Source organism: Maribacter sp. 6B07 (assembly GCF_002700155.1).
Lineage (GTDB): Bacteria > Bacteroidota > Bacteroidia > Flavobacteriales > Flavobacteriaceae > Maribacter > Maribacter dokdonensis.
Genome location: NZ_PDUT01000001.1, coordinates 1,816,457 through 1,840,279, shown reverse-complemented (window position 1 = coordinate 1,840,279; position 23,823 = coordinate 1,816,457). Strand labels below are relative to the sequence as shown.

Genomic DNA, 23,823 nt, shown 5'->3' with positions numbered 1-23,823 from the left:
ACCTTTAAATCTAAATTAACATCTTTTGAAAACATTAGCCGTTGACTTTCTTGTAAAAGAGTCCCCCAATGCAATTGCTATCGTGGATACTAAGTTAAACTATATTAGCTATTCTAACCAATGGCTAAGTGATTTTAGTTTACATGAATCCAAATTGACCAATAAACATATTTTTGAAGACACCCAAGAAACTCCCCAATCTTTTAAAGCAGCTCTTAAAAACGCTTTAAAGGGGGAAGAAAATATCAATGAAGAAGAGAGATTTGTTTTACCCAACGGTGAAATTAAATGGTTAAAATGGAAAATTCTGCCTATTGAGAATGATGTGGGCAAGATTGACTGTGTGGTTATATTTCTAGATGATATAACCATCTATAAGAAAGAAATAGAATTATTGCATAAAGCAGAAGAGGTTGCCCGTATTGGTTGTTGGGAGCTTGATCTTAAAACCAGTATGGTTTATTGGACCAAAACAACTAAAGATATTCATGAGGTTAGTGAAGATTTTGAACCTAACCTTGAAGACGGTATCAACTTTTACAAAAAAGGAATTCATAGAGAGAATATTACCAATTTAGTCAGCACCGCTATAGCCGAAGGCAAATCTTTTGATACAGAGCTGATAATTGTAACAGCTACCGGCAAAGAAGTTTGGGTCTGCGCAAAAGGTGAGGTGGAAATGCTAAATGGAAAGGCCGTAAAACTTGTAGGTACATTTCAAGATATTGATGAGCGTAAAAAAATACAGTTGGCACATGAAGAAATAACGGAAAGACTTAAAATAACAACGGAAACTGCCCAAATTGGTATTTGGGATTATGATTTAGTAAATAATGAGTTAACCTGGGACAAGGAGATGTACCGCATTTTTGATGTTAACGAAAATGAATTTTCTGGCGTATTTGAAGCTTGGTCCAATACTATTCACCAAAATGATAAGAAAAGAATATTAATAGCCACACAAAAGGCCGTAGAAGGTACTAAAGACTTTGATGAAGAATTTAGAATTAAGCTTAATGATGGCTCGTTACGATATATAAAAGGCTTATCTAAAACCATAAAAGACATTAATGGAAAGCCTATTAAAATGACTGGTGCAAATTGGGACATTTCAGAGCTAAGGAGTGCAGAATTGAAACTTGCTAGAAGTACAAAGTCATTTTCAGAAACCTTTGAACATTCTGCAATTGGTATGGCTTTGGTTAACCCAGATCTTAGATGGTTAAAAATAAATAAAAGTTTATCTTATAGCTTAGGATACTCTGAAAGTGAGCTTTTAAAAATGAAAGCCACAGATATGACGCACCCAGAAGATTTGACCGACAGTCAACAGTTTAAAACCAAGGTATTTAATGGATCTAATAAAAATCTACACCTACAAAAAAGATATTTTCACAAAAATGGAAATATAGTACACGCCATTATAGGCGTTACACCTGTTTTTGATTACGATGATAAACCAAGTCATGCCATAGTCCAATTTTTGGATATTACCAAAAGAATTGAATCACAAAAAAAACTTGAAGGTCTTGTAGAAGTTACTAAAAGTCAAAATGAAAGTCTTACCAATTTTGCCCATATCGTTTCACACAATTTAAGGTCACATTCAACAAATATGACCATGCTTACCAAGTTCTTAAATGAAGAAAAAGATGAAGACGAGCGTAAAAACTTGAATAGAATGATTACCAGCGCCACAGAAAGCCTATCTGAAACCATTGCTCATTTAAACGACGTGGTACAGGTGAAGACCGGGGCGCTTGAAAAATTACAAAGCATTAGTGTTCTCAATACCATTAACCAAATTACAAAAAGCATAAACGGTATACTTGAAGAACATAGTGCTATATTAAAAATAGATGTTTCAAAGACCCATTTTGTAAGTGCCGTACCTGCCTACCTAGAAAGTATATTTTTAAACGTTCTTACAAATGCCCTTAAATACAGGTCTGCGGAACGCACACCGGTTATTGAAATTAAATCAAGAACTAAAAAAGACAAAGTACTCATTACCTTTACCGATAACGGTCAAGGAATAGATTTAAATAGACATGGAGATAAAATTTTTGGTATGTACAAAACCTTTCATAAGCATAAAGATGCAAAAGGAATTGGTTTGTTCATTACCAAAAACCAAATTGAATCTATGAACGGTACTATAAATATTGAAAGTGTTGTAGACAAAGGTACAACCATGTTCATTGAACTGAACCAAGGATAATTAAGATATTATGAAAAAAGTTGAGTTATGCTGTATTATAGATGATGATCCTATATTTGTATATGGCACCAAAAGAATCATAAAAGAAGTAGATTTCGCAGAAAACGTTATAGTCTACTCCAACGGTCAAGACGCTCTTGATGGTTTAAAGAAAACATGTTTGGCAGACGAACCTTTGCCAGATGTAATCTTTTTAGATTTAAATATGCCTGTTTTGAATGGATGGGAATTTTTAGATGAGTTTAAACTCTGTAAAAGTAAAAAATCAAAGAAAATCTTGATTTACATCATTAGTTCTTCAGTAGACCCTAGAGATCTTGAAAGAGTAAAAGACTACGAACAAGTAGATACTTACATATTAAAACCAATTACGCCAGATGATCTTTCTAAAATTTTAGGTGCAACAGTGGAAAGCTAATTTGTACTAATTTATTTAAATTTAATTGTTAATAATTTGGGTGAACTTTCTTTTCTCCAAAGAAAATTCACCCAGTTATTTACATAACTTAGTCATTAACAATTATTTATATTTAAAACCTTAAATCTAATATTAGATTTTTTATTGAACCATTTTAAATGAGCGTATTTTCAAGTTGTTGTATTATTGATGACGACGAGTTTTTCTCCGTAAGCACAAAGACCACTTTAAAGCACTATGATTTCTGTGATAATATCTTATACTACTCAGAAGGTCAAGAAGCTATTGATGGTTTGGTTGGCTTATTAGTGGAAAATATAACTTTGCCCGATGTTATTTTTTTAGATTTAAACATGCCAAATAGAGATGGCTGGTCGTTTTTAGAAGAATTTGAGGCACTACCAATGGATAAAATCGGCCATATCAAAATATATATTACCAGCTCTTTTATTAGCCCAAGTTTTATGGAAAAGGCCAAGAAATATAAATTAGTAAAAGATTACCTAGTTAAGCCTTTAACAGAAGACGCTATTAAAAAAATCATAGCCTCTAATGAAGACGTTTAAATTTATCTTGCACCAGGTGTAAAATCCATTGGAGCATTTTGAGGTTCATTTATTGTGCCACTTAAACCGGTGTCATTATAAATTAACCACTCATTTGCATTAAAAACCGTATTACCCATTATAACTTCTTCTTTTCTTAGGGCTCTACCGTCTTCAAATTCATGATCGGTATTACTACCATCTTCACCTATAATACCAAATATATCTATTATACTTCCAAATGGATCCACAAGTACCATATTATCATCACCATTTGAATCTGCAGGAGAGTTGGTACCTACCGCAAGATCCGGAGCAAAACCGTAAACGTTTTCAAACTCGTCTGCGTTTGGCGAGATAACCAGAAAATTGTTGCCCTCTATAGTTAAACCTGACAAGTCTATTATTGAGCTTACCTCCAAACTATTGTTCGTGTACCGTTGTAAAGTCCAACCTTTTAATGATAAACTTTCACTAGAGGAATTATAGAGTTCAATAAAACGGGCTCCAGAATTATTATCAGGATCGGCAATTTCCGAAATGAGTAAAAATTCTGAAGTAAATTCATCAACAAAATCTTCACAACGGTCTTTGTCGAATTTTACATCATTTAAATTTCTAATTATAAGCTGAAACTCATTGTCATTATAAGTTAAAACCCCAGTTACCGATCCCATTCTATCCGAAAGTATTTCAGGTTGAAAATCTGCATAACCACTATTGTTCAAAGACAATTCATTATCATTGCAATCAATTAGGGTTCTTATGGTTTCCTCTTCTTCAATAGCGAATGGCTTCCCTAATTCATTTTCTTCAAATTCAACATCATCAATCATAATTAATGTATTGATCATCGTCATATTTAGATCTTGTATCGTTGTTTTTAAAGGCTGAATACCAAAATTATCATCACACGTAGTTAGAACGTGTTCAAAAACTTGATTTTTAGGTAATCTACCTACATTTCTATTCCCAAAAGAAGTAAATACACCACCTACTTTGTAAACACCATTAGATTCACCTAGATACAGGTTTTTTAATTTGATGACTATTTTTTGCCCTACATCAAAGAACAAATGTGAATCCCTTAATTCCAATTCAATTTGCAACCCTTCAGTAGGCTCGGCAGGTTTATCTTGAAAATGTATTACATTAAAGAAATTACCTTTTTTATCTGAAGAAACTACATAGCCATATATTGCCAAATCTTCATGAATTTGAACAGTTTCCCCGGCATAAAGACTTTTTAGATCGCTTATTTCAATAGTTTCAATTTCCGTATCCAAACAATGAGTATCAAGTATTTCAAAATTTCTATCTTTTACACAAGACATAATTACCAGCAAACAACTGCAACTTATTATTATAAAAAATCGGTGTTTAATAATCATCTATAACCCTTCATTAAAAACTAAAAGCAAAATTTAAAAAATAAGTTCTACCGAATCCGTACCAATATTTTGGCGCAAAAGACGGACTACCACTTAAATTATCTTGCTTTAACTGACCAAAATTTCCATTTCTACTTTGTTCATAACCACCAGTTCTAAAACTGGTGTCAAAAACATTGTTCACACTGGCAAAAACACTTACATATTTTCCATTTTTTAACCACGACTTGCCACCTACCAAGTTCAACAAATAAAAATCATCTAAAGATTTTTGTTTTAATAACTGTTGCACATTCTCGTCTGTTGCATCAGGAAACCTAACCTGTGTTTCTGGGTCTATTAGAAAACTTTGTGTTCTGGTAATCGTAGAAATATTTGCATAATTGTTAGCCAAGTAATTAGCGGTCATAGCCACCCACCAATATTTTGGATCTCTATACTCAATACCTGCAGCCATTGCTTTTTGTGGACCTTGAGCCAATTTATATCCTTTTATTTTTGACTGCCCCAGGAACTTTGTACCAGATATATCTATAAGGTCTTCCCTTGCCCCGGCCGTATCGAAATTTATAGTTACAAATGGGTCACTAGCATACAAATGCTTAGCGACAGATCCTACCAATGATAGTTTAACCGCACTTGATAATTGATATTCTAGACCTAATTCTACACCTAAATGTAATTTATCCAAATCTGTCAATACCTCTTGCACAAAATCTGATCCCAAGCCAGAATCAACAAAGAAAAAATTAACATCTGTAGTATTTTGAAAACGGGTATAAAAACCAGTTAACCTGCCAGTTAGTTTTGGTAAACGTAGAAAGTAGTTAGCATCTATACTTGTGATTTTTTCATTTTGAATATTAGGAACCGATTCATTACTTTCCCTAGGGTTTATAAAGACATTTTGAAGTACAGGTGCCTTATTTATATATGCTGCATTTGCCGCTACCCAGTGCCTACCGGTTATACTATAAGACGCACCACTTTTAAACGCCCAGTTGGAAAATCTGATTTTCTCACTGTTACCTAAAGAGTTATTAATAAAGCGTTCATTTTTAAACAGACCTTCTCGTTGATAGTCAACAATAGTATACCTGCCAGAGATAAACGACCTCAAACTTTTGAATTCAGTATTTAACTGTATAAACCCATCTATTTCATTTCCCTTTACATTATAGTTGTAGTTGAAAATATCTCCATTATTCTTATTTAATGCTGAAAACAAATCGTTTTTAGTCTCAGAGAATACGTCTATATCGTTATGATATTCCGCTCCAAGCAAATCAAAAATTTGAGCATAATTTCTTGAATTGAGCGATCTGTATGTCAAGCCCATATCTAACTTAAAATGAGCGTTCAACTCCACATTCGAAGTCATTCTAACTGTTAATTGATCATCTTTGGTTACATCATCATAAAGAACATATGCGGCCTCACCGTTCTGACCTATACTGGTATTTGCTGCATACAGCTTTTCCCAATCTAATTGTGGCTGACTTAAAAATCCGTTTTTAGCCTCTATTGCACTTTCAAAATTAGCTCCTATCGGCGAATTCAAATAAAAACTAGGCAAATACCGATAATATGTAGGATCTGGATTAGGAGCATTAAAGTACCCTAAACGGCTTTTTGTATACTGCCCAGTTTGATATGCTAATCCAGCATTTAAACGGAATTTTTCAGATTCGTGATGATAATTTAATAAGAACAACGGTTCCCTTATATGGCGTTCTCTTGAATTTCTAATTTTACCATTTTGATATCCCCAATATGGATTATATTTATTTCCTTTTAATTTAAATACTTCCTCTGTTATTGCAGAAGAACGCCCCCTTCTATTAGATGCAACAATTGCCGTAGCGGAAAATGAATTTTTATCGTTTAAAAAATATTCCATTGCTCCATAAAGGGAATAAGAATCATATAGAGTACCATTAATATACCCTTGCTGTGCCCATCTTCTTGAACCGGATATTATATATGCGAATTTCTCTTTCTCTACTCCAGAATTATAGGTAGCCATTAGTCTACCACTATAGGTTCTATTTGAAATAGAAGATGACAAACGAGTGCCTGCCCTTAATTTTGAAGGCCTTAAGTCTATATTGGTATTTCCCAATATTCCACCAAAGGTGACTTCTGAAGTTTTTAATCCATTAGAGTATTGTTGATTTCTAATTACATCGTTTAGCCCGCCCCAGTTATTCCATTGAGGTCTACCATCATACAATTTATTCATTGGCAGAGAATTAAGGTAAACCTCTCCATATTGAGAGTCATAACCCCTTACCCTAAAAAACGCCTGACCAAAGTCAAACGCCGCCCTATTAAGAAAAACATCTTTTGTGGATTGTAGAAGTGCAAGTGCATTAGAATTCACTTCTTCATCTAAAAGTTCGTCATCTGTAATTGTTATTAGGTTAATCGATTTTTCTAAAGTTATATCTCGAATTAAAAAAATATCACCTAAGTCAATATTTTCATCTTCTAAAATAACCGGAATACGCTTGATCGTATATTCTCCTGAAGAAATTTGCAGTATGTACTCTCCTTTGTTGGAAAATGACAGTGAGAATTTACCTGATGCATTGGTTACCATCATAGTATCTTCCCCTTCCAAAAACACAGATACATTGGCAAGCACCATCTTACTTTCATTATCTTTTACCACTCCTTGAACCGAAAAAGTGTTTTGAGCCCTAAGGCCGATAATTATAAAAAACAGTAATAAGAATAATGTATGCTTAACCATTAGACAGCTTAATGCCTTATTTATAAGTCATTAAGATACTATTTAAGAAATAATTAACGTGAAAAATCCGTATACTCGTTGATATTTAAGACCAAATACATTCAACAATGCGCTTTTTTCAGTCAATATTCTTTTTTCTAACCTTATTGTCATTTGCCCAAGAGCCAGATACATATCAAATAAGGACTATTGCATTTTATAATCTAGAAAATTTATTTGATACTAAAAATGATTCTTTAGTCTACGATGATGATAGAACCCCAGATGGCAAAGATCAGTGGACACCACTACGCTATACTCACAAGATAGAACACATGGCTAAGGTATTATCCGAAATAGGTTCAAAAGAAAACAAGACGGCGCCAGATATAATTGGAGTTTGCGAGGTAGAAAATTTAGGTGTTTTAAAAGATTTAGTTCATCACGAATTCTTATCGGCTTTTAACTACGGAATTGTACATTTTGATTCACCAGATGAACGTGGAATAGATGTAGCCTTACTTTATAAGAAAGATGCTTTTGTACCGGTCAATTTTAATAGTCATAGGTTATTGTTATTTAAACTAGATGGCAAACGAGATTATACAAGAGATCAATTAATTGTCGAAGGTCTTCTAGATAATGAGCAAATTTACTTTATGGTAAACCATTGGCCTTCTAGAAGTGGTGGCGAAGCCAGAAGTAGACCTTTTAGAGTGGAAGCGGCTAAATTGAACAAAAGAATTATTGATTCTGTCAGACGATTTAATATTCATGCAAAAATTATAAGCATGGGCGATTTTAACGATGACCCTATTGACCCAAGTTTTAAAAAAGTACTGAAAGTTGAAAAAAACTCCAAAAAGCTGGATTCCACAAGCCTTTATGGACCTATGGAAAAGCTTTATAGAAAAGGAAGGGGCTCGCTGGCTTATAGGGACAAATGGAATTTGTTCGATCAGTTTTATATGACCTCTAGTTTAATCAATAATAATCCAAATAAGGGTTACAGATATTGGAAAACCGGCATATTTACTCCGGCTTACTTACTAGACCCTAAAGGAAGGTACAAGGGATATCCATTACGAACGTATGCCGGTGGTAGTTATATTGGCGGGTACAGTGACCATTTTCCAGTTTATCTCCACCTCATTAAAAAAGTAAATCCATAAAAAAGAACCAAAATGAATCACATTTTGGTTCTTTAATCGTCAACGTATTACAGTCCAAATTTAATTAAACCATTGTCCCCAAGGAATTCTACTTAGTATAAATAACAACCCAATACCGTAGAAAATCGCAATACTTTTAAATTTCTTATTGCCTTCAACAAATTTCTTATGTCTAGACCAACCAACGGTAATTGATACTATTGCCAAAATATTGATAAAAGGATGCTCTACAGCTAACAAACGTGCGGCAGATGTTAAACCACCCATACCAAATTCTTGTATTGCACTTAATCCACTAGGTGAAACAAAATAGAGGATCAAACCTACCAATAACTGAATATGACATAGAATTAAGGCGAACAGACTTACTCTTAAGTCTTTACCCATATCAAATATTCTTTTTGATACAAGACCAGAGATTGCATTGACAACAGCCAATATTAATACGGCCAATGCTATATAAGCCAAGTAAGAATGAAGTATGTGAATAGTTTCGTACATAGTATATAATTTAAGTTTTAAATGTACTGAATTTTGAACAAAAAAAACCCTGACTGCACAGTCAGGGTTTAATAATTTATGCAATTGGATTTTTAGAAATCGTAACGTAATGTAACGTTCCAAGTTCTACCCCAACCAAAGTAACCTTGGTTAGATACCGCAATACCATCATACAATTCATCTCCTGCTTCTGCAAAGTTAGCAGTAGTTAAAGTAGACAAATATTCAGTGTCGAAAAGGTTATTAATGTTACCTCTTATTTTCAATTGCTTCAATTTATCAGCTCCTAAAGGAACCGTAAATGTAAGACCTGCATCTAATAAGTTGTAAGAAGGCAATTCTAAATTTTCCTTAACCGCACCAACATCAGAATAAAGATTATCATAATATCTCCAATCAGAATCAATAGCGAAGTTTTGGTTAATCTTATAAGCGAAACCTAAGCCACCTGTAAATTGTGCAGCACCACCAACTTTACCACCATCATAATCAATTGTTTCTTGACTAATTAAGTTACGATCTTCATCAGTTACCTGTGTAGTTGCATCACCTTGGTATATCCAATCACCAACTGAAAGGAAACCGTTTATTGCAAGCCCAGTTGCTGGCCTAACTTTAAAATCAAATTCAACACCTGAGTGTAATTGCTCAGTACCGAAGTTGGTTGTGAACGTAAGTACGTCATCAACTACATCTGAACTAGAAACAACTCTATCTTTCCAAGAAGTTCTGTATAAGTTAACGTTAGCAGAGAATATAGAGGTCTTGAAACCATAACCAGCTTCTAAACCTAAAATCTTTTCATTCTCAGTCAAAGGGTTAACTTGATTTGTAAAGTTCAAGTAAATATTATCGTGGTATGGTTGACGGTTATAGTAACCAGCGTTTACATAAAAGCTATGAGCATCAGATGCTTTGTAACTTAAACCAGCTTTTGCGTTGTATCCAAAATTATCAACTTTTTCAGAATCAACTCCATCAGTAATCCCAGCTGGCAATGGCTCACCTGTTGCTTGAGAAGATGTACCGTCAATTAAAGATTGATCAGCATACTGGAAATGATCAAATCTTTGGTGATACTGATTAGAAACAGAACCTTGGAAAAAAGCAGACATATTATCTGTTGCATATTCCAATTGAGTAAACAAACCACCGTAAGAAATACGCTCATCGTTACTGTAAGCTATTTTTTGATCTTCATCATAAGAGTCAAAAGCAGCTTCCCAACCAGAAGGTCTGTAACTTTCGGTTGCTGTTACAAATTTATAAGTTCCAAAACCACCATAAGTTTCATGGTTATTATTCTGATCTCTAAGACGAATTTGCTCTGTCCAAGAATTTAAACCATGAAAATCAGAAACTACTCTAAAATGTTTACCGTAGTATGTTCTTAAATCAAAACCTACGTTCCAAGATAAGTTATCGGTAAGTTTAGTTTCAAAATTTGAAATTAATCCATACCAGCTGTGCAAATTCATTGATGCTCTAGTAATATAATTGTCCTCTGGACCGAAATACTCACCTGCACCGTTAGTAACTTGTGCATTTTGCGCATAAATAGCATCATAGTCAATACGACCTTCGGCAGTTCTTATTCTATTACCACGGTCACCGGTTCCACCACCGTTACCCCATGAAGCGTAAGCAACTGTAGAAAGGTTAGACTTATCGCTAATTGTCCAGTCCCAGTTTAAGTTAGCAACTGGTTTATGGTAGAAGTTTCTTCTTTCAGTTTTGTATTCACCATTATATACACCCCAGTTATTGTTATAACGTACACCATATTCTAAATAATCAGAAATTGATTTTGTAAAGTTCTGATCATGAAATTGTGGAGCACCAGTAAGCAAAAAGTTGAAACCATGTTGATCGTTTGGTCTATAACCGGCAGAAATGAAATATGTTTGACCTTCACCAAAGTTACCTTCGTTATAACCATCGCCTTGCCAATGAGAAAGCATTACACTTAATCCCCAACCTTTTTCTGAAACACCTGTATTATATCCAGCTGTAGTTTTAATATAGTTATCGTTAGCAATGGTAGAGTATGCAAATCCACCTTGATTCATTTCAGTAGCTTTAGTTACAAAGTTAACCGTACCACCCACAGAAGATATAGCTAATTTTGAAGAACCTAAACCACGTTGAATTTGAACCCCACTAGAAATATCATTTAATCCAGACCAGTTAGACCAGTACATTTTACCGTCTTCCATTCCGTTGATAGGCTGCCCATTTAAAAGGAAAGCAGTATTATCTTGCTCGAAACCACGAACTCTAATGTTAGAATCACCATAACCACCAGCTTGTCCTGATACATAAACAGATGGAGTGTTAACCATTGTCATTGTAATATCTTGAGTACCGATTTTTTCCTGTATAGTTTTTACAGGAATAGATGATACAGCAATAGGCGTTTGTCTATCACTAGCAAGGTCAATAAGACCTCTACCAACTACAACAACACCCTCCAGCTCTTCAGCATTTGGTTCCAAAACAATTGAACCAATGTTACCTGTTGAAGTAAAGGCAACTTGTTTAGAATTAAAACCAATGTAAGAAACAACTAAGGTTCCAGACTCGGCACTTGCATTAATAGTAAAGTTTCCATCAAAATCAGTTGATGTCCCGTTAGTAGTACCTTTAACCATTACTGTAGCTCCTGGCAACGGAGTGTTTGTGTCGCCATCTAGTACAGTACCAGAAATAGATCCTTGTGAAAAAGCAGTTACGGTCATTAAAAATGCCGCTAATGCAAAATACATTTTTCTCATTTTTTCAAGTATTTGTTTAGTTTTTAACTTGCTGCAAAAGTCAAGTATTTTTAAAGTTCTAACGTTAAGACAACGTTAAATCAATACCTCAAAAATACCTAAAAACCACACACGATTTACTTGAAAATTAAATAGTTACCCTTTTTTTGAAAATCTTTATTGTATTCTAAATTATTTCTTAAAATATTGTAAAAGTCGCAATGTAGAACTGTCGTGATCAGAAATTTCAGAATTTTCAATATCCTTTAATATTGTACCAGCTAGCTGTTTACCTAGTTCTACACCCCATTGATCATAGCTGAAAATGTTCCAGATTATTCCTTGAACAAATATTTTATGCTCATACAAAGCTATTAAAGCTCCTAAAGATTTTGGCGTTAGCTTATCTATTAAAACAGTATTGGTAGGTTTATTGCCGGCAAAAACCTTGAACGGAGCAAGCTTGTCTATTTCAGATTCTGTCAGGTCTTTTTCTTTCAATTCCTTGACCACCTCATCCTTTGTCTTACCGTTCATTAATGCTTCTGTCTGGGCAAAATAATTTGCCATCAACTTATTATGGTGATCTTTATCCCCATGTAAAGAATACTTAAACCCAATAAAATCTGTTGGAATTAATTTTGTGCCCTGGTGAATCAATTGAAAGAACGCATGCTGAGAATTTGTACCCGGTTCTCCCCAAATAATCGTTCCGGTTTCATAATTAACCGCATTACCCGCCCTATCTACACTTTTACCATTGCTTTCCATGATTCCCTGTTGTAAATATGCCGAGAATCTACTTAAATATTGCGCATAAGGAATTATTGCCTCTGTTTCTGCTCCATAAAAATTATTATACCATACACTCAACAATGCCATGACAACGGGAATGTTTTCTGAAAAATCACTTTCCTTGAAATGAACATCCGTTTCATGGGCGCCTTCTAGCAAAGCATTAAAATTATCATAACCAACTGCCAATGCTATTGTTAAACCTACAGCACTCCACAGTGAAAATCTTCCACCTACCCAATCCCACATAGGGAATACATTGGCAGCATCTATACCAAACTCAGCAATTTTCTCGCTATTGGTAGAAACCGCCGCAAAATGTTTGGCAATATCTTCTTGAGTACCATGCTTTAAAAACCATTTTTTAATGGTCGTAGCATTGCTCAAGGTCTCTTGTGTGGTAAATGTTTTTGAAACCACTACAAATAAGGTAGTTTCCGAATCTAAGTTCTTTAAGATTTCATGAACATGATCACCATCTACATTACTTACGAAATGAACCGATAACTGATTCTTATAGAACTTCAACGCCTCTGTTACCATAGCAGGACCAAGATCAGAGCCTCCAATACCAATATTTACCACATCTGTAAAAGGTTTGCCGGTATAACCTTTTAACTCACCACTTATTACCGCATTGCTAAATTCTTTAATATGCTCTTTAACCTCATAAACTTCTGGCATTACATTAACACCATCCACTAACACCTCATCATCTTTTTTTGCTCTCAATGCGGTATGAAGCACAGCCCTACCTTCTGTCTCATTGATATGACCGCCAGTGTAATAATCATCTATAGCACCTTTTAAATTTACTTCATCTGCCAATTGCAGCAACAACTGCATAGTTTCATCGGTTATTCTATTCTTTGAATAATCGAACAAAAAATCGTTCCATTGAAGTGTAAACTTCTCTGCCCTATTTGCATCGGAAGAAAATAAAGCTCTTAAATGCGTGCCTTTGGTCTCCTCAAAGTGTGCAGTTAATTTTTTCCAGATATCTGTTTGTTGCGGATTTATTTTACTCAGTGCCATTTTCTTGATTAAGTGTTAGTAAGTCCTCTTCGTTTTCTAATAAAACTTTAGGATATATTATACAATCTAACTGTTCTTTTTTTGTTGATATATATGCAAAGTAATCTTCTTTTAACGAGTCGTGCAGCGGTTCTGCTTGCGGTAACTCTTCTTTTAACGGATCTACTTGCCTACCATTTTTCCAAAAACGATAACATACATGTGGACCACCAGTATTTCCTGTCATTCCAATCCAACCTATGACATCACCTTGGCGTACAAATTGTCCTTTTTTGACATTTTGTGCCTTCATATGTAAATACTGTGTTGAATAGGTACCGTTGTGCCTAATCTTTACATATTTACCATTACCGCCCCTTCTTGTAGACTCTACTACAGTACCATCTGCAGTGGCCATTATAGGGGTTCCTATCGGCGCCGCATAATCCGTTCCTTTATGTGGTCTTAATTTATAGCCATAATATTTGATTCTTCTCTTTAGATTATATCTAGAAGACAGACGACCATATTCTACGGGCATTCTTAAAAACGTTCTTCTAAGATTATTTGCATTTTCATCAAAATAATCCACTATACTTCTTAGTGAATCGTTTTCATAGGCAAAGGCGTAAATAGGCTTACCATTATGTTGAAAATATGCAGCCTCAATTGGCTCTGCACCCGCATACACCGTATCGTTTATATATTTCTCGTTATAAATGATTTTAAACTTATCATTCTTTTGTAATCTAGAGAAATCAATAGTCCATGCATATACATTTGCCAGGTTGTGGGTTACATTATAATCTACCCCTTGTTGCAATATTGCTTCGGATAAACTAGATTCAATTACCCCCGAAACTTCTCTTTGCACATACTTTACCTTATTCTTATTCTTATATACTTTAACGGTATCTCTCAAATCTACCACAGTATAATTAATTGGGTCATTTTCATAAATGAATACTTGAGCCTGTGCCAGGGTATCTTTGGACTGCAAAATAACATATGGTTTTCCCACGCGTATTTTACGCACGTCAAAACTATCTCTAAAGTTTTCTGAAATAGCTGCTACCTTAGGGTAATCAACTTTATGCTGCTGCATTAATTCACCAAAACTATCACCGTATTTAATGGTATCTAGTTTCACGTAAAATTCATCTAGATTAAAACCAAATCTTTCATTTAAGACCGGCTTTTCAACTTCACCTATTTCTTGTGCGATATCTTTTTTTTGCACTTCGGCATCTTTACATGATACCATTACGGTCAAAGCCAAGATTATACCCCAATATTTCTGCATTACTCTCCTCTTGATTTATCTGGATTTAACATATGGTCAACCCATTGTTTGCCCCAATTATTTAGTTCTTGCTCTGTATACAACTCTGGGAAAAAAACTATTTTTTGGAAACTTGGCGGTAAATATTCTTTCCAATTTGTACCTCCAGTTGCCTCAATATCTCCCGTTTCTTTTCTTAAGTACCTATGGGCAGAACCCATGTGCATTAACTGCCAATTAATGTTGGCATTCATATCAAGCATTTTCAACGCATCTATCAATGCTTGATACTCTCTTTGTTTTTTGGGTAAACTTAAGTATTTATGATATATTGTTGAATTCTCAACTTGTTTTGCAATTCTGATCAATCTAGGCGTGTAACGATATTCAAACTGCTTTAAAGTCAAGGTCTTTTCGCCTGTAGCCAAATCTGTTGCCCCTTTTTTCCAATAGATATGTTCATAAAGATCTTCTATAGAGACACCCGGGGATAATTGCTCCCTATCTGATACATGTACCAGGTTTTCCAAAGGAGTGGCATACAATTCTATCATTCTAAATTGAGCAGATTGAAACCCGCTCGCCGGTAAAAGTGCCATACGGTATTGCAAGAACTGCTCACGCTCCATACCTTTTATCATAACACTGAACGATGATATCAATACTTTGTAATAACTATTGACTCTTCTAACTTTTTCAATAAAAAAATCTAGATTTCCACTTTTATCATCTACTAGTTGTTTTTGTTCATGTAAGATCAATTTAAAATACAACTCGGTAATCTGATGGTACATGATAAATATTTCCTCATCGGGGAAATGAGTTCTAGGTACTTGAAGACTAAGCAACGTGTCTAAATGAATATAGTCCCAATACGTTAAATAACGCTGATGTAGCAAGCCATCTAAATACGAGCTAAGATCTTGCCCTGAATCCTTGTATTTTTCTTCTAATTTAGAGATTTGGGATTTAATCTTCTCTTTATCTTCCATCTATGGGTTAATCCATTATAATTTTAAACTGATGCTTAAGACCATTATACCCATCTAAATCTGCTTTAATAGCACCTACCGCTAAATCTGCTTTAATTCTAATTGGAATTCTATTATCATCATTTGACACCCATAACGACAAACTTTCCTGCTCCTTGAATACACGACCCGATTGAACCAAAGGCCTAAATTTTAAGCATTCTACTTTACCGTACTTAGTGTTGAGCACTTCTAAACCTAAATATTTTAGTTTAAAGTTGAAGATCCCATCATCATCATAAAGCATTTTAAGGGTAATAGCTTTTCCTATTTCAAGATCTTCCGTTTCGTAGTTGTTCCTCAAATAATAAAAAGCGGATATTAAATCCTGTATATTGTCCTCTAGTGTAAAATTAAGCTTTTTCTTGTTTTTCTTATCATTAAGTTCCGCTTTAGATGTATCATGATCAAAGTTTATTTCCACATCTTTGGTATAACCACCTTCGTCAATTTTACGCACAAACCTATACGGCTTACCATCTACCTTATCAAAATAGCTTTCATACGTATCATCTACCTTAAAGAACCAACTGGCAACACCCGTGGTTTCACCATGACCCACTACATGATAAACTGGCTTATTGTTTATAGTGGCAGAATTCACCTGCAAAGTAGCAAAGCTGGCATTTAAAAAACCATAATGCATTCTAAACTTTAACCATTCTCCAGTTTTAAATGCAGATTGAGAACTTTGAGCTTGCACACTAAAAGAGGAAATAATAAGAGCAAGTAAAATTAATCTTTTCATAGTTCGCAGTTTATTGTAAAAATAGCAATAGATAATTTCCCATTACTTTAGTTACAATATCTTAAACAAAATTTATTCCAAAGTATTGTTGTATAAAAAAAGCCCAGTTTAAAAACTGGGCTTTTCCTAAATAACCAACCAAACTTTAAATTATGAAAAACCACTACTTAAAGTTGTAAGGGAACCACCCCTTAGCTGATGTAAATTTAAGGCACTTTACCTTACCCAAAGTACGGTTTAACTTACTTTAACGATAAACTTAACAGTTATTCACACTTCCACTTAATAATTGGGAATCCGTTAAGAATTTTAGCTTAAAAAGGTCGAATTTCACTCAAAAAACAACAGCGTTTATTTCACTTTAGAACCAATACCCAATACTTACAAAAAAATGAGAACGATCATCTTCCGGTGTCCAAGAGTACATTAGATTTATTGGTCCTACAAAAGATTCCCAACCGTATCCCACACCATAACCGGAATATGTTGGCGCTTTAAACCAATCTCCCGTTCTAAAAAGATCATCGTCTACGTTTGCATAATTGGCGGTGAACAAGGCATGGTTTTTTGGTGCAAATTCATAATCAAGTCTAGCATATGCCTTCACAAAGCTGTTACCCACTAAACTTATGAAATCATACCCCACGAAAGGAACTAAATTGTTAATGAAATCCGTTCCGTAGCCTCCCAAAATAAAATCGAAAGAGGTAACGTTAGAGGTGCCCAGCTTAAAACCTCCCTCGGTCTCTACATTTAAAGATAAATTTCTCACCAAAGGTAATGCCATTCCCATTCTAGCTTTGGATATTGAAAAGTCTTTAAAATTATTATTATAATCAGAGGATAAAACATAATAGTGCATATCTCCATTAAAATACAAGCCTCTAGATGGGAAATACTTATCATCATAGGTATCTAATTTTAAAGCTCCAAACGCACTTATATAGTTACTTCTTTCAAAATAAGTTCTTCCATTACTAGCCGTATTACCCGGCAAGCTGTCATCGTCTACATCTCCAAATGTTCTAGTACTAAATTGCAAATGCTTAAACTCCCCACCAAGGGTAAAGGCAAACTCTTCTTTAACTACTGTTTGAACATACAATTGATTAGTAAAATCCGATACGTTCAAATTAATAGAATTCAATTGTGTACCATTACCTACTTCAAAATTACCTTGAATGAGATCAAAGTTGATTTCTTGCTCAAAATCATTGAACCTAGAATTTACACCAAAACTCCAATATGTACCTTTATCAACATAATACTCAAAGTTATACCTAATATTATCTCCCAAAATAAAATCAAATGACGCCACATCATCTTTTGACAATAGTCTCTTTTTGGTAAGATTGATTATAGCCCCACTTTTATACAGATCATCATAATGTGCACCTAATCTCAAAAAGGAAGTATTTCTGGTCTCATCTAATGGCAAGATCAAATCTTCTCCGCCATTTAAATTGTCCAATAATTTATACTTTATAGTTCTAAAATTGCCTGTGGCCGACAAGTTACTAATGCCTTGTTGTAGTTTTTTAAAATCTATGGGCTCATCTAAGTTAAATCTTAATTTTCCTTTTACATACCCCCTTGTATGATTTGTATTACCATCAATAAACAATCTGTTGACCGTAAGCTCTTCTGCCGCACCAACAACCGGAATGGTTCTTTTTTCTCCAACCCCCCTTGTTGCAAGTTTTTTTAAATCATCTATTTTCAAATTTGCGGCGTCTTCCCCTTTTTTAACTATTTCTGACAGCCTGTTAAAATCAATAACAGAGTAATCTTCTATTTGCGGCTTTATGTAAATATCCGTTTTAGCCGATTTAATTTTCATATCGGCCACGGTTCTGTAATTATTTATTTGAAGTAAAATTTCGGTAGCGGACAAAAGTGCATCTCTATCAGATAAGTCATGCTGAACATCAACACCAATAATTAACTCGGCACCCATAGCCCTTACCTCATCAATTGGATAATTATTGACAACACCGCCATCTATCAATACCTTGCCATCAATTGCCGTAGGTTCAAAAAGAGAAGGCAAGGTTCCACTAGCCAATATTGCTTCTGGCAGATAACCAGAATCTAAAACAACTTGTTTACCCGTTTCTATATCTGTTGCTATACACACAAAAGGTATAGGCAGTTTATTAAAATCCTCTATATCCTTAACATGGTATAAAAGCCTCACAAATTCATTATAGATATTTTGTCCTCCAGAAAACGCAGGTGGTACGGTAACTTTAAAATTTTTAAAGGGTAAGGTAAGCGCATATCTTTCAGAATCTTCTTTTTCATAAAAAGTTTTTGCGCTTCTTGGAAGGTTATCTTGAATTAAAGAGCCAACATTGGTAACAGTAAAGAGAGAATCTAGCTCTCTCGCCGAATATCCAGAAGCATATAAAGCCCCTACAATTGCTCCCATACTAGATCCGCCAATGTAATCTATTTCTATACCTGCCTCTTCTATAACCTTTAACGCTCCAATATGTGCCATACCTTTGGCACCACCACCACTTAGCACCAAACCTATTTTTTGATCCTTTTCTACATCTACATTTTGCGCCACCAGTGCCGTAACGCACAACATAGACAGCACAATAAGCGCAAATCTTGAAAACATTCTATTTTTGACGAAAAGACTCATAAATCTTCTTTGCTTTTGATGCACCAACTTCTTGACTTAAACTTTCAACAGATGCTTCTTTGATACGTTTTACCGATTTAAATTTTTTCAATAATTGTTGTGCTGTTTTTTCTCCTACACCATTTATACCCTCTAACTCAGAATTAATAGCTCCCTTACTCCTTTTGTTTCTATGAAATGTAATGCCGAACCTGTGTGCTTCATTCCTTAAATATTGAATGATTTTTAAACTTTCAGATTTTTTGTCCAAGTATAATGGTATGGGATCTTCTGGAAAATATATTTCCTCTAATCTTTTGGCGATACCAACGATTGCAATTTTACCTCGTAAACCTAAAAGATCAAGACTTTTTAGCGCTGACGACAACTGACCTTTACCACCATCAATGACAATTAGTTGCGGCAAAGGTTGCATTTCTTCCTGTAGTCTTTTGTATCTTCTAAATACCACCTCTTCCATGGAGGCAAAATCATCAGGACCGGTAACCGTCTTTATATTATAGTGTCTATATTCTTTTTTTGAAGGTTTGCCATCTTTAAACACAACACATGCCGCTACCGGGTTACTACCTTGAATATTACTATTATCAAAACATTCTATATGGCGCGGTTCTGCAGACAACCTTAAGTCTTTCTTCATTTGAGCCATAATCCTGTTCGTATGGCGATCCGGATCAATTATTTTAATTTGATTGAACTTTTCCTGCCTAAAGAACTTCGCATTACGTTCAGACAAATCAAGAATACGCTTTTTATCACCAAGTTTGGGAACGGTTACCTTAAGACCAGGAGGAACGGCAATTTTAAAAGGCACATATAACTCTTTTGACTCAGATTTAAATCGCTCCCTGATTTCAACAATTGCCAATTCTAACAAATCTTCATCTTGCTCCTCAAGCTTTTTCTTGATCTCCATGGTATGAGACCTAATTATAGAGCCATGCGACAATTGCAGAAAATTCACATAGGCATACGCATTATCAGATACTATACTGAAAACATCAACATTACTGATCTTAGGATTTACTATAGTAGATTTAGATTGATAATTTTCGAGAACATCTATTTTATCCTTTATTTTTTGCGCCTCTTCAAACTTCATTTCTTCGGCCAAGGCTTTCATCTGTCCTTTAAAATAGGATAACGACGACTTAAAATTTCCTTTTACAATTTCGCGAATATCTTCAATTTGTCTATCATATTCCGTAATTGTTTGGTAGCCCTCACATGGACCTTTACAATTTCCCAAATGATATTCTAAACATACCTTATACTTACCAGCATTTATTTTCTCTGCCGATAAATCATAATTACAAGTTCTTAAAGGATATACACTTTTAATTAAATCTAAAAGCACCCTTACCGTTTTCATACTGGTATACGGACCAAAATACTCAGACCCATCCTTAATGACCCTTCTAGTAGGAAAAAATCTTGGAAAACGTTCATTTTTAAGGCACAACCAAGGATAAGATTTATCATCTTTAAGTAATACGTTATACCTAGGTCTTAGTTCTTTAATTAAATTATTCTCTAACAAAAGTGCATCTGACTCCGTAGGCACCACTATGTGTTTAATTGCCTTTATTTTCTTTACCAGAACACGTGTTTTACCATACTCATGATTCTTATTAAAATAAGAAGAAACACGTTTTTTAAGGTTTTTGGCTTTACCTACATATAGTATACTTTCATTACTATCATAAAACTGATAAACTCCTGGACCAGTAGGCAATGCGCTTAATTGTATATTTAATGGAATATCTGTCATAATTCTACACCACTAATTTAGGCTATAATAGGCACTTTATATTATTGATAAACGTATAAATCTTATAAGCATAAAAACACATCTCTAAATAGGAATATGAAATTATTAAAACAATTTTTTAAGAATTAGAAAATCAAAACCACTCAAAATTATATTATTAATAATGCAAAAAAATTAACATTACTGCAACTACATGGTTTTCAGTTAATTAAAACCTAAAATGTTTATTTACATGCATCATAATGTTAATTTTATAATAAAAATGTGCATTTCAACGATAAAAATGTGCATTTCAAAGATATAGTATCGATTATTTTACCTATTTTTAACTCAACAACAACAATTATTGGCTCATTTACAAATCTAGGATTATGGATAGTTATATCATCACTTTAGGAACTTACCTTGTTTTAATGTTATTTTTTAAGGTATTTTTTGCCGTTGCAGGTAAAGAATAGATTGAAAAATCTATCGTTAAAAATCACTTCACTATGTTGAAGAAAGATTTACGCATAAAATATTCAAGACTTCGAAGTTCCCTAACTCCAACAGAAATATCTCAAAATAGCATTACCATTGCAAATTCAGTATTGAAATTGCCAATTTGGGATATGCAATACTTTCATATATTTTTGCCGATAGCACAAAAATCAGAAATAGACACTGAAGGTATTATCTCTATTCTTTTAGGTCTTGATAAAAACGTAATTGTCCCTAAAATAATTTCTTCTACAGAATTAGAACACTATTTGCTTACGGACAATACTAAATTCACCACCAACACACTCAATATACCTGAACCCATTGATGGTATAACCGTTGAACCAAAAAAAATTGACGTTGTTTTTATACCATTACTAGCCTTTGATAAAGGCGCAAATAGAATTGGATATGGTAAAGGTTACTACGACCGCTTTTTAAGCGAATGCAGAGAAGATGTAATTAAAATAGGGCTGTCTTTTTTTGAGGCCGAAATTGAAATTGATGACGTGGATACTACAGATATTCCTTTAGATTACTGCGTAACACCCTTAAAATCCTATTCATTTACCTCTTCTTGAGTCATATCCGAATTTTCTTCCGAGATGGACGACTCTACCTTTTCTTCTTTGTTGAAAGCTCTCTTATTAAAAACCAAAAGAATACCTACACCGGTACTTATTGCCGTATCGGCAATATTGAACACTGGTTCAAAAAATCTAAAATTTTGCCCTCCGACCATAGGCATCCAAGTGGGCCAGGTAGAATCTACCATTGGAAAGTAAAGCATGTCTACTACCTTACCGTAAAACAATTTACCGTAGGGTTCGTCCGAAAATAAGGTAGCCACTTCATTATAGCTTTCATTGAATATGGCTCCATAAAATACTGAATCTAAAATATTGCCCAATGCGCCGGCAAATATTAAGGAAACTGCCCATATCAATGTATTAGAAGCTTTTTTCTTGATGACATCGAACAACCAATATCCTATACCCAAAATAGCAAATAGCCTAAAAATGGTCAATACCAATTTTCCTATATTATCTGAAATAGGTAAAACATCGCTTAGCTTTGCGCCCCATGCAGCACCTTCATTTTCAATAAATAATATTTTAAACCAACTAAAGACCTCTACAGATTCTCCTAATACAAAATTGGTTTTGATATAAATTTTACTCCATTGATCAATTATCAATATCAATAGAATAAACAATACGGATTTTTTAATGTTCATGGGCTTTCATCAATGAGCGCAAAAATATAAATATTATTCGGTTTTACTTAAAAGTATATTACCGGTAATGGTTTCCAGCAAAAAAGAGGATGTACCAAAAGGAATAGGGTTCCTAGAAACGTCACCATATTTACTGGCCGTTGTAATATCCGCAGCTTTTGCAACAACACTAATATTACCACTCTGAGTTTTCACTTTAGTACTCCCTAATACATTATTTAAAAAGCATGCCCCATCTGATAAAGAAATATTAACTTCTTTATAAGTACCCTCCACAACTACCCTTGCATTTGTTCCAAAAACTTCCAATTTTTTCTGAATCGGCATTATAATTTTTATGGCTATCGATATTACTTTATGGGCACTTAATTTATCGTTCGGATTTTTAAAATTGGGAGTAAAACCCGTATCTATCAAAAGGGTATTGCCATTGGTAAACACTTCAATTCCTAAATCTTGGCTATACTCGCCTTCTATTTCGGTCTGTACGGTAATTTGGTTATCATTGCTTGTTTCTACTTCAACAATAAAGCAATTGGTAGCATCTACCTGAATTAGTTCTATGTGATCGTCCAATACATTTTTATACACTTTCTTTTGTGCATTAACCGCAAAAGAGCATAATAGTAGGCAACTAATTATAAAACCTTTCAAAACTACAGCTATTAAAAAACGCCCCTAAAGGCGTTTTAATTATGATTGCATATTTTTTGCTTCAATACTTAGAGTAGCATGGGGCACCAGTTTTAATCTTTCTTTATTGATTAATTTTCCAGTTACACGACAAATACCATAGGTTTTATTCTCTATTCGTAAAATTGCATTCTTAAGGTCACGAATAAATTTCTCTTGCCTAATAGCCAACTGGGTATTAGCTTCCTTGCTCATAGTCTCTGACCCTTCTTCAAAAGCCTTAAAGGTAGGTGAAGTATCATCTGTACCATTATTACCATCATTCATATAAGCACTTTTTAACAGCTCTAAATGACTTTTAGCTTTCTCTATTTTCTCTTCGATCAATTCTTTGAATTCTGCCAAATCCTTGTCAGAATATCTCACTTTTAAATCTTCTGCCAT

18 protein-coding genes are annotated in these 23,823 nt (G+C 34.2%); 5 read left to right on the top strand and 13 right to left on the bottom strand.

Features of this window, described 5'->3' with window-relative positions; translation table 11 throughout:
* Nucleotides 1-25: 25 nt before the first annotated feature.
* The 3 genes from CSC80_RS07750 (at nt 26) to CSC80_RS07740 (ending at nt 3,205) form a co-directional block, all read left to right on the top strand.
* Nucleotides 26-2,221 carry a HAMP domain-containing sensor histidine kinase gene (locus tag CSC80_RS07750; protein ID WP_099190852.1) on the top strand — a complete coding sequence of 732 codons (2,196 nt, stop codon included), beginning with the start codon at nt 26-28 and terminating at the stop codon, nt 2,219-2,221.
* 10 nt (nt 2,222-2,231) lie between these two features.
* The gene (locus CSC80_RS07745) at nt 2,232-2,639 is read left to right on the top strand and encodes a response regulator (protein WP_071340586.1); all 408 of its coding nucleotides are present in this window, start codon (nt 2,232-2,234) and stop codon (nt 2,637-2,639) included.
* Nucleotides 2,640-2,797: 158 nt separating this feature from the next.
* Nucleotides 2,798-3,205: a response regulator gene (locus CSC80_RS07740; RefSeq protein WP_099190850.1), complete on the top strand. Its 408-nt coding sequence runs from the start codon at nt 2,798-2,800 to the stop codon at nt 3,203-3,205.
* A 2-nt stretch (nt 3,206-3,207) separates the two neighbouring features.
* Here the strand turns inward: CSC80_RS07740 and CSC80_RS07735 are convergent, their stop codons facing one another.
* Complete coding sequence (locus CSC80_RS07735; protein WP_236973342.1) at nt 3,208-4,518, bottom strand: DUF5689 domain-containing protein; 1,311 nt, start codon at nt 4,516-4,518, stop codon at nt 3,208-3,210.
* Nucleotides 4,519-4,588: 70 nt separating this feature from the next.
* A complete protein-coding gene (locus CSC80_RS07730) occupies nt 4,589-7,330 on the bottom strand; it encodes a TonB-dependent receptor (RefSeq protein WP_099190846.1) in 2,742 nt (913 codons plus the stop codon).
* A 107-nt stretch (nt 7,331-7,437) separates the two neighbouring features.
* Between CSC80_RS07730 and CSC80_RS07725 the strand changes: the two genes are divergently transcribed.
* Entirely contained in the window at nt 7,438-8,481 is a 1,044-nt protein-coding gene (locus tag CSC80_RS07725) for an endonuclease (RefSeq protein WP_099190844.1), read from the top strand.
* 60 nt (nt 8,482-8,541) lie between these two features.
* On the opposite strand, the gene CSC80_RS07720 is transcribed toward CSC80_RS07725, so the two are convergent.
* The 8 genes from CSC80_RS07720 to uvrC form a co-directional block, all read right to left on the bottom strand.
* Nucleotides 8,542-8,982: a hypothetical protein gene (locus tag CSC80_RS07720; protein WP_058104825.1), complete on the bottom strand. Its 441-nt coding sequence runs from the start codon at nt 8,980-8,982 to the stop codon at nt 8,542-8,544.
* Nucleotides 8,983-9,074: 92 nt separating this feature from the next.
* A complete protein-coding gene (locus tag CSC80_RS07715) occupies nt 9,075-11,756 on the bottom strand; it encodes a TonB-dependent receptor (protein WP_074670437.1) in 2,682 nt (893 codons plus the stop codon).
* Between the two features lie 171 nt (nt 11,757-11,927).
* A complete protein-coding gene (pgi, locus tag CSC80_RS07710; protein WP_099190842.1) occupies nt 11,928-13,565 on the bottom strand; it encodes a glucose-6-phosphate isomerase in 1,638 nt (545 codons plus the stop codon).
* On the bottom strand, nt 13,552-14,847 hold the full coding sequence (locus CSC80_RS07705) for a peptidoglycan DD-metalloendopeptidase family protein (RefSeq protein ID WP_099190840.1): 1,296 nt from the start codon (nt 14,845-14,847) through the stop codon (nt 13,552-13,554). Before CSC80_RS07705 ends, pgi begins: the two co-directional genes overlap by 14 nt.
* Nucleotides 14,847-15,818: a tryptophan 2,3-dioxygenase family protein gene (locus tag CSC80_RS07700; protein WP_099190838.1), complete on the bottom strand. Its 972-nt coding sequence runs from the start codon at nt 15,816-15,818 to the stop codon at nt 14,847-14,849. The genes CSC80_RS07705 and CSC80_RS07700 overlap by 1 nt, the downstream gene beginning before the upstream one ends.
* Nucleotides 15,819-15,825: 7 nt before the next feature.
* Nucleotides 15,826-16,605, bottom strand: coding sequence for a DUF3108 domain-containing protein (locus CSC80_RS07695; RefSeq protein ID WP_058104820.1), 780 nt, complete (start codon nt 16,603-16,605; stop codon nt 15,826-15,828).
* A gap of 361 nt (nt 16,606-16,966) precedes the next feature.
* Nucleotides 16,967-19,234, bottom strand: a complete 2,268-nt coding sequence (locus CSC80_RS07690; protein WP_099190836.1) for a patatin-like phospholipase family protein — start codon at nt 19,232-19,234, stop codon at nt 16,967-16,969.
* Between the two features lies 1 nt (nt 19,235).
* Nucleotides 19,236-21,029, bottom strand: coding sequence for an excinuclease ABC subunit UvrC (gene uvrC, locus CSC80_RS07685; protein WP_099190834.1), 1,794 nt, complete (start codon nt 21,027-21,029; stop codon nt 19,236-19,238).
* Nucleotides 21,030-21,520: 491 nt separating this feature from the next.
* Here uvrC and CSC80_RS07680 point away from each other — a divergent pair, with 491 nt between their 5' ends.
* Nucleotides 21,521-22,090: a 5-formyltetrahydrofolate cyclo-ligase gene (locus CSC80_RS07680; protein ID WP_099190833.1), complete on the top strand. Its 570-nt coding sequence runs from the start codon at nt 21,521-21,523 to the stop codon at nt 22,088-22,090.
* Here the strand turns inward: CSC80_RS07680 and CSC80_RS07675 are convergent.
* From CSC80_RS07675 to CSC80_RS07665, 3 genes are read right to left on the bottom strand one after another with little or no spacing between them, the layout of a single operon-like run.
* Nucleotides 22,069-22,746 carry a lipoprotein signal peptidase gene (locus CSC80_RS07675; protein ID WP_099190831.1) on the bottom strand — a complete coding sequence of 226 codons (678 nt, stop codon included), beginning with the start codon at nt 22,744-22,746 and terminating at the stop codon, nt 22,069-22,071. The genes CSC80_RS07680 and CSC80_RS07675 overlap by 22 nt on opposite strands.
* Before the next feature lie 33 nt (nt 22,747-22,779).
* The gene (locus CSC80_RS07670; RefSeq protein WP_143751729.1) at nt 22,780-23,400 is read right to left on the bottom strand and encodes a hypothetical protein; all 621 of its coding nucleotides are present in this window, start codon (nt 23,398-23,400) and stop codon (nt 22,780-22,782) included.
* Nucleotides 23,401-23,439: 39 nt separating this feature from the next.
* Nucleotides 23,440-23,823 (bottom strand): TraR/DksA C4-type zinc finger protein, encoded by a 384-nt coding sequence (locus CSC80_RS07665; RefSeq protein WP_058104814.1) that lies wholly within the window; start codon nt 23,821-23,823, stop codon nt 23,440-23,442.

What these genes read in the sequence shown, in the direction of transcription:
- CSC80_RS07745 (WP_071340586.1), top strand. Translation starts at nt 2,232, where the DNA reads ATGAAAAAAGTTGAGTTATGCTGTATTATAGATGATGATCCTATATTT.
- CSC80_RS07740 (WP_099190850.1), top strand. Translation starts at nt 2,798, where the DNA reads ATGAGCGTATTTTCAAGTTGTTGTATTATTGATGACGACGAGTTTTTC.
- CSC80_RS07735 (WP_236973342.1), bottom strand. Translation starts at nt 4,518, where the DNA reads ATGTCTTGTGTAAAAGATAGAAATTTTGAAATACTTGATACTCATTGT.
- CSC80_RS07730 (WP_099190846.1), bottom strand. Translation starts at nt 7,330, where the DNA reads ATGGTTAAGCATACATTATTCTTATTACTGTTTTTTATAATTATCGGC.
- CSC80_RS07725 (WP_099190844.1), top strand. Translation starts at nt 7,438, where the DNA reads ATGCGCTTTTTTCAGTCAATATTCTTTTTTCTAACCTTATTGTCATTT.
- CSC80_RS07720 (WP_058104825.1), bottom strand. Translation starts at nt 8,982, where the DNA reads ATGTACGAAACTATTCACATACTTCATTCTTACTTGGCTTATATAGCA.
- CSC80_RS07715 (WP_074670437.1), bottom strand. Translation starts at nt 11,756, where the DNA reads ATGAGAAAAATGTATTTTGCATTAGCGGCATTTTTAATGACCGTAACT.
- pgi (WP_099190842.1), bottom strand. Translation starts at nt 13,565, where the DNA reads ATGGCACTGAGTAAAATAAATCCGCAACAAACAGATATCTGGAAAAAA.
- CSC80_RS07705 (WP_099190840.1), bottom strand. Translation starts at nt 14,847, where the DNA reads ATGCAGAAATATTGGGGTATAATCTTGGCTTTGACCGTAATGGTATCA.
- CSC80_RS07700 (WP_099190838.1), bottom strand. Translation starts at nt 15,818, where the DNA reads ATGGAAGATAAAGAGAAGATTAAATCCCAAATCTCTAAATTAGAAGAA.
- CSC80_RS07695 (WP_058104820.1), bottom strand. Translation starts at nt 16,605, where the DNA reads ATGAAAAGATTAATTTTACTTGCTCTTATTATTTCCTCTTTTAGTGTG.
- CSC80_RS07690 (WP_099190836.1), bottom strand. Translation starts at nt 19,234, where the DNA reads ATGTTTTCAAGATTTGCGCTTATTGTGCTGTCTATGTTGTGCGTTACG.
- uvrC (WP_099190834.1), bottom strand. Translation starts at nt 21,029, where the DNA reads ATGACAGATATTCCATTAAATATACAATTAAGCGCATTGCCTACTGGT.
- CSC80_RS07680 (WP_099190833.1), top strand. Translation starts at nt 21,521, where the DNA reads ATGTTGAAGAAAGATTTACGCATAAAATATTCAAGACTTCGAAGTTCC.
- CSC80_RS07675 (WP_099190831.1), bottom strand. Translation starts at nt 22,746, where the DNA reads ATGAACATTAAAAAATCCGTATTGTTTATTCTATTGATATTGATAATT.
- CSC80_RS07665 (WP_058104814.1), bottom strand. Translation starts at nt 23,823, where the DNA reads ATGGCAGAAGATTTAAAAGTGAGATATTCTGACAAGGATTTGGCAGAA.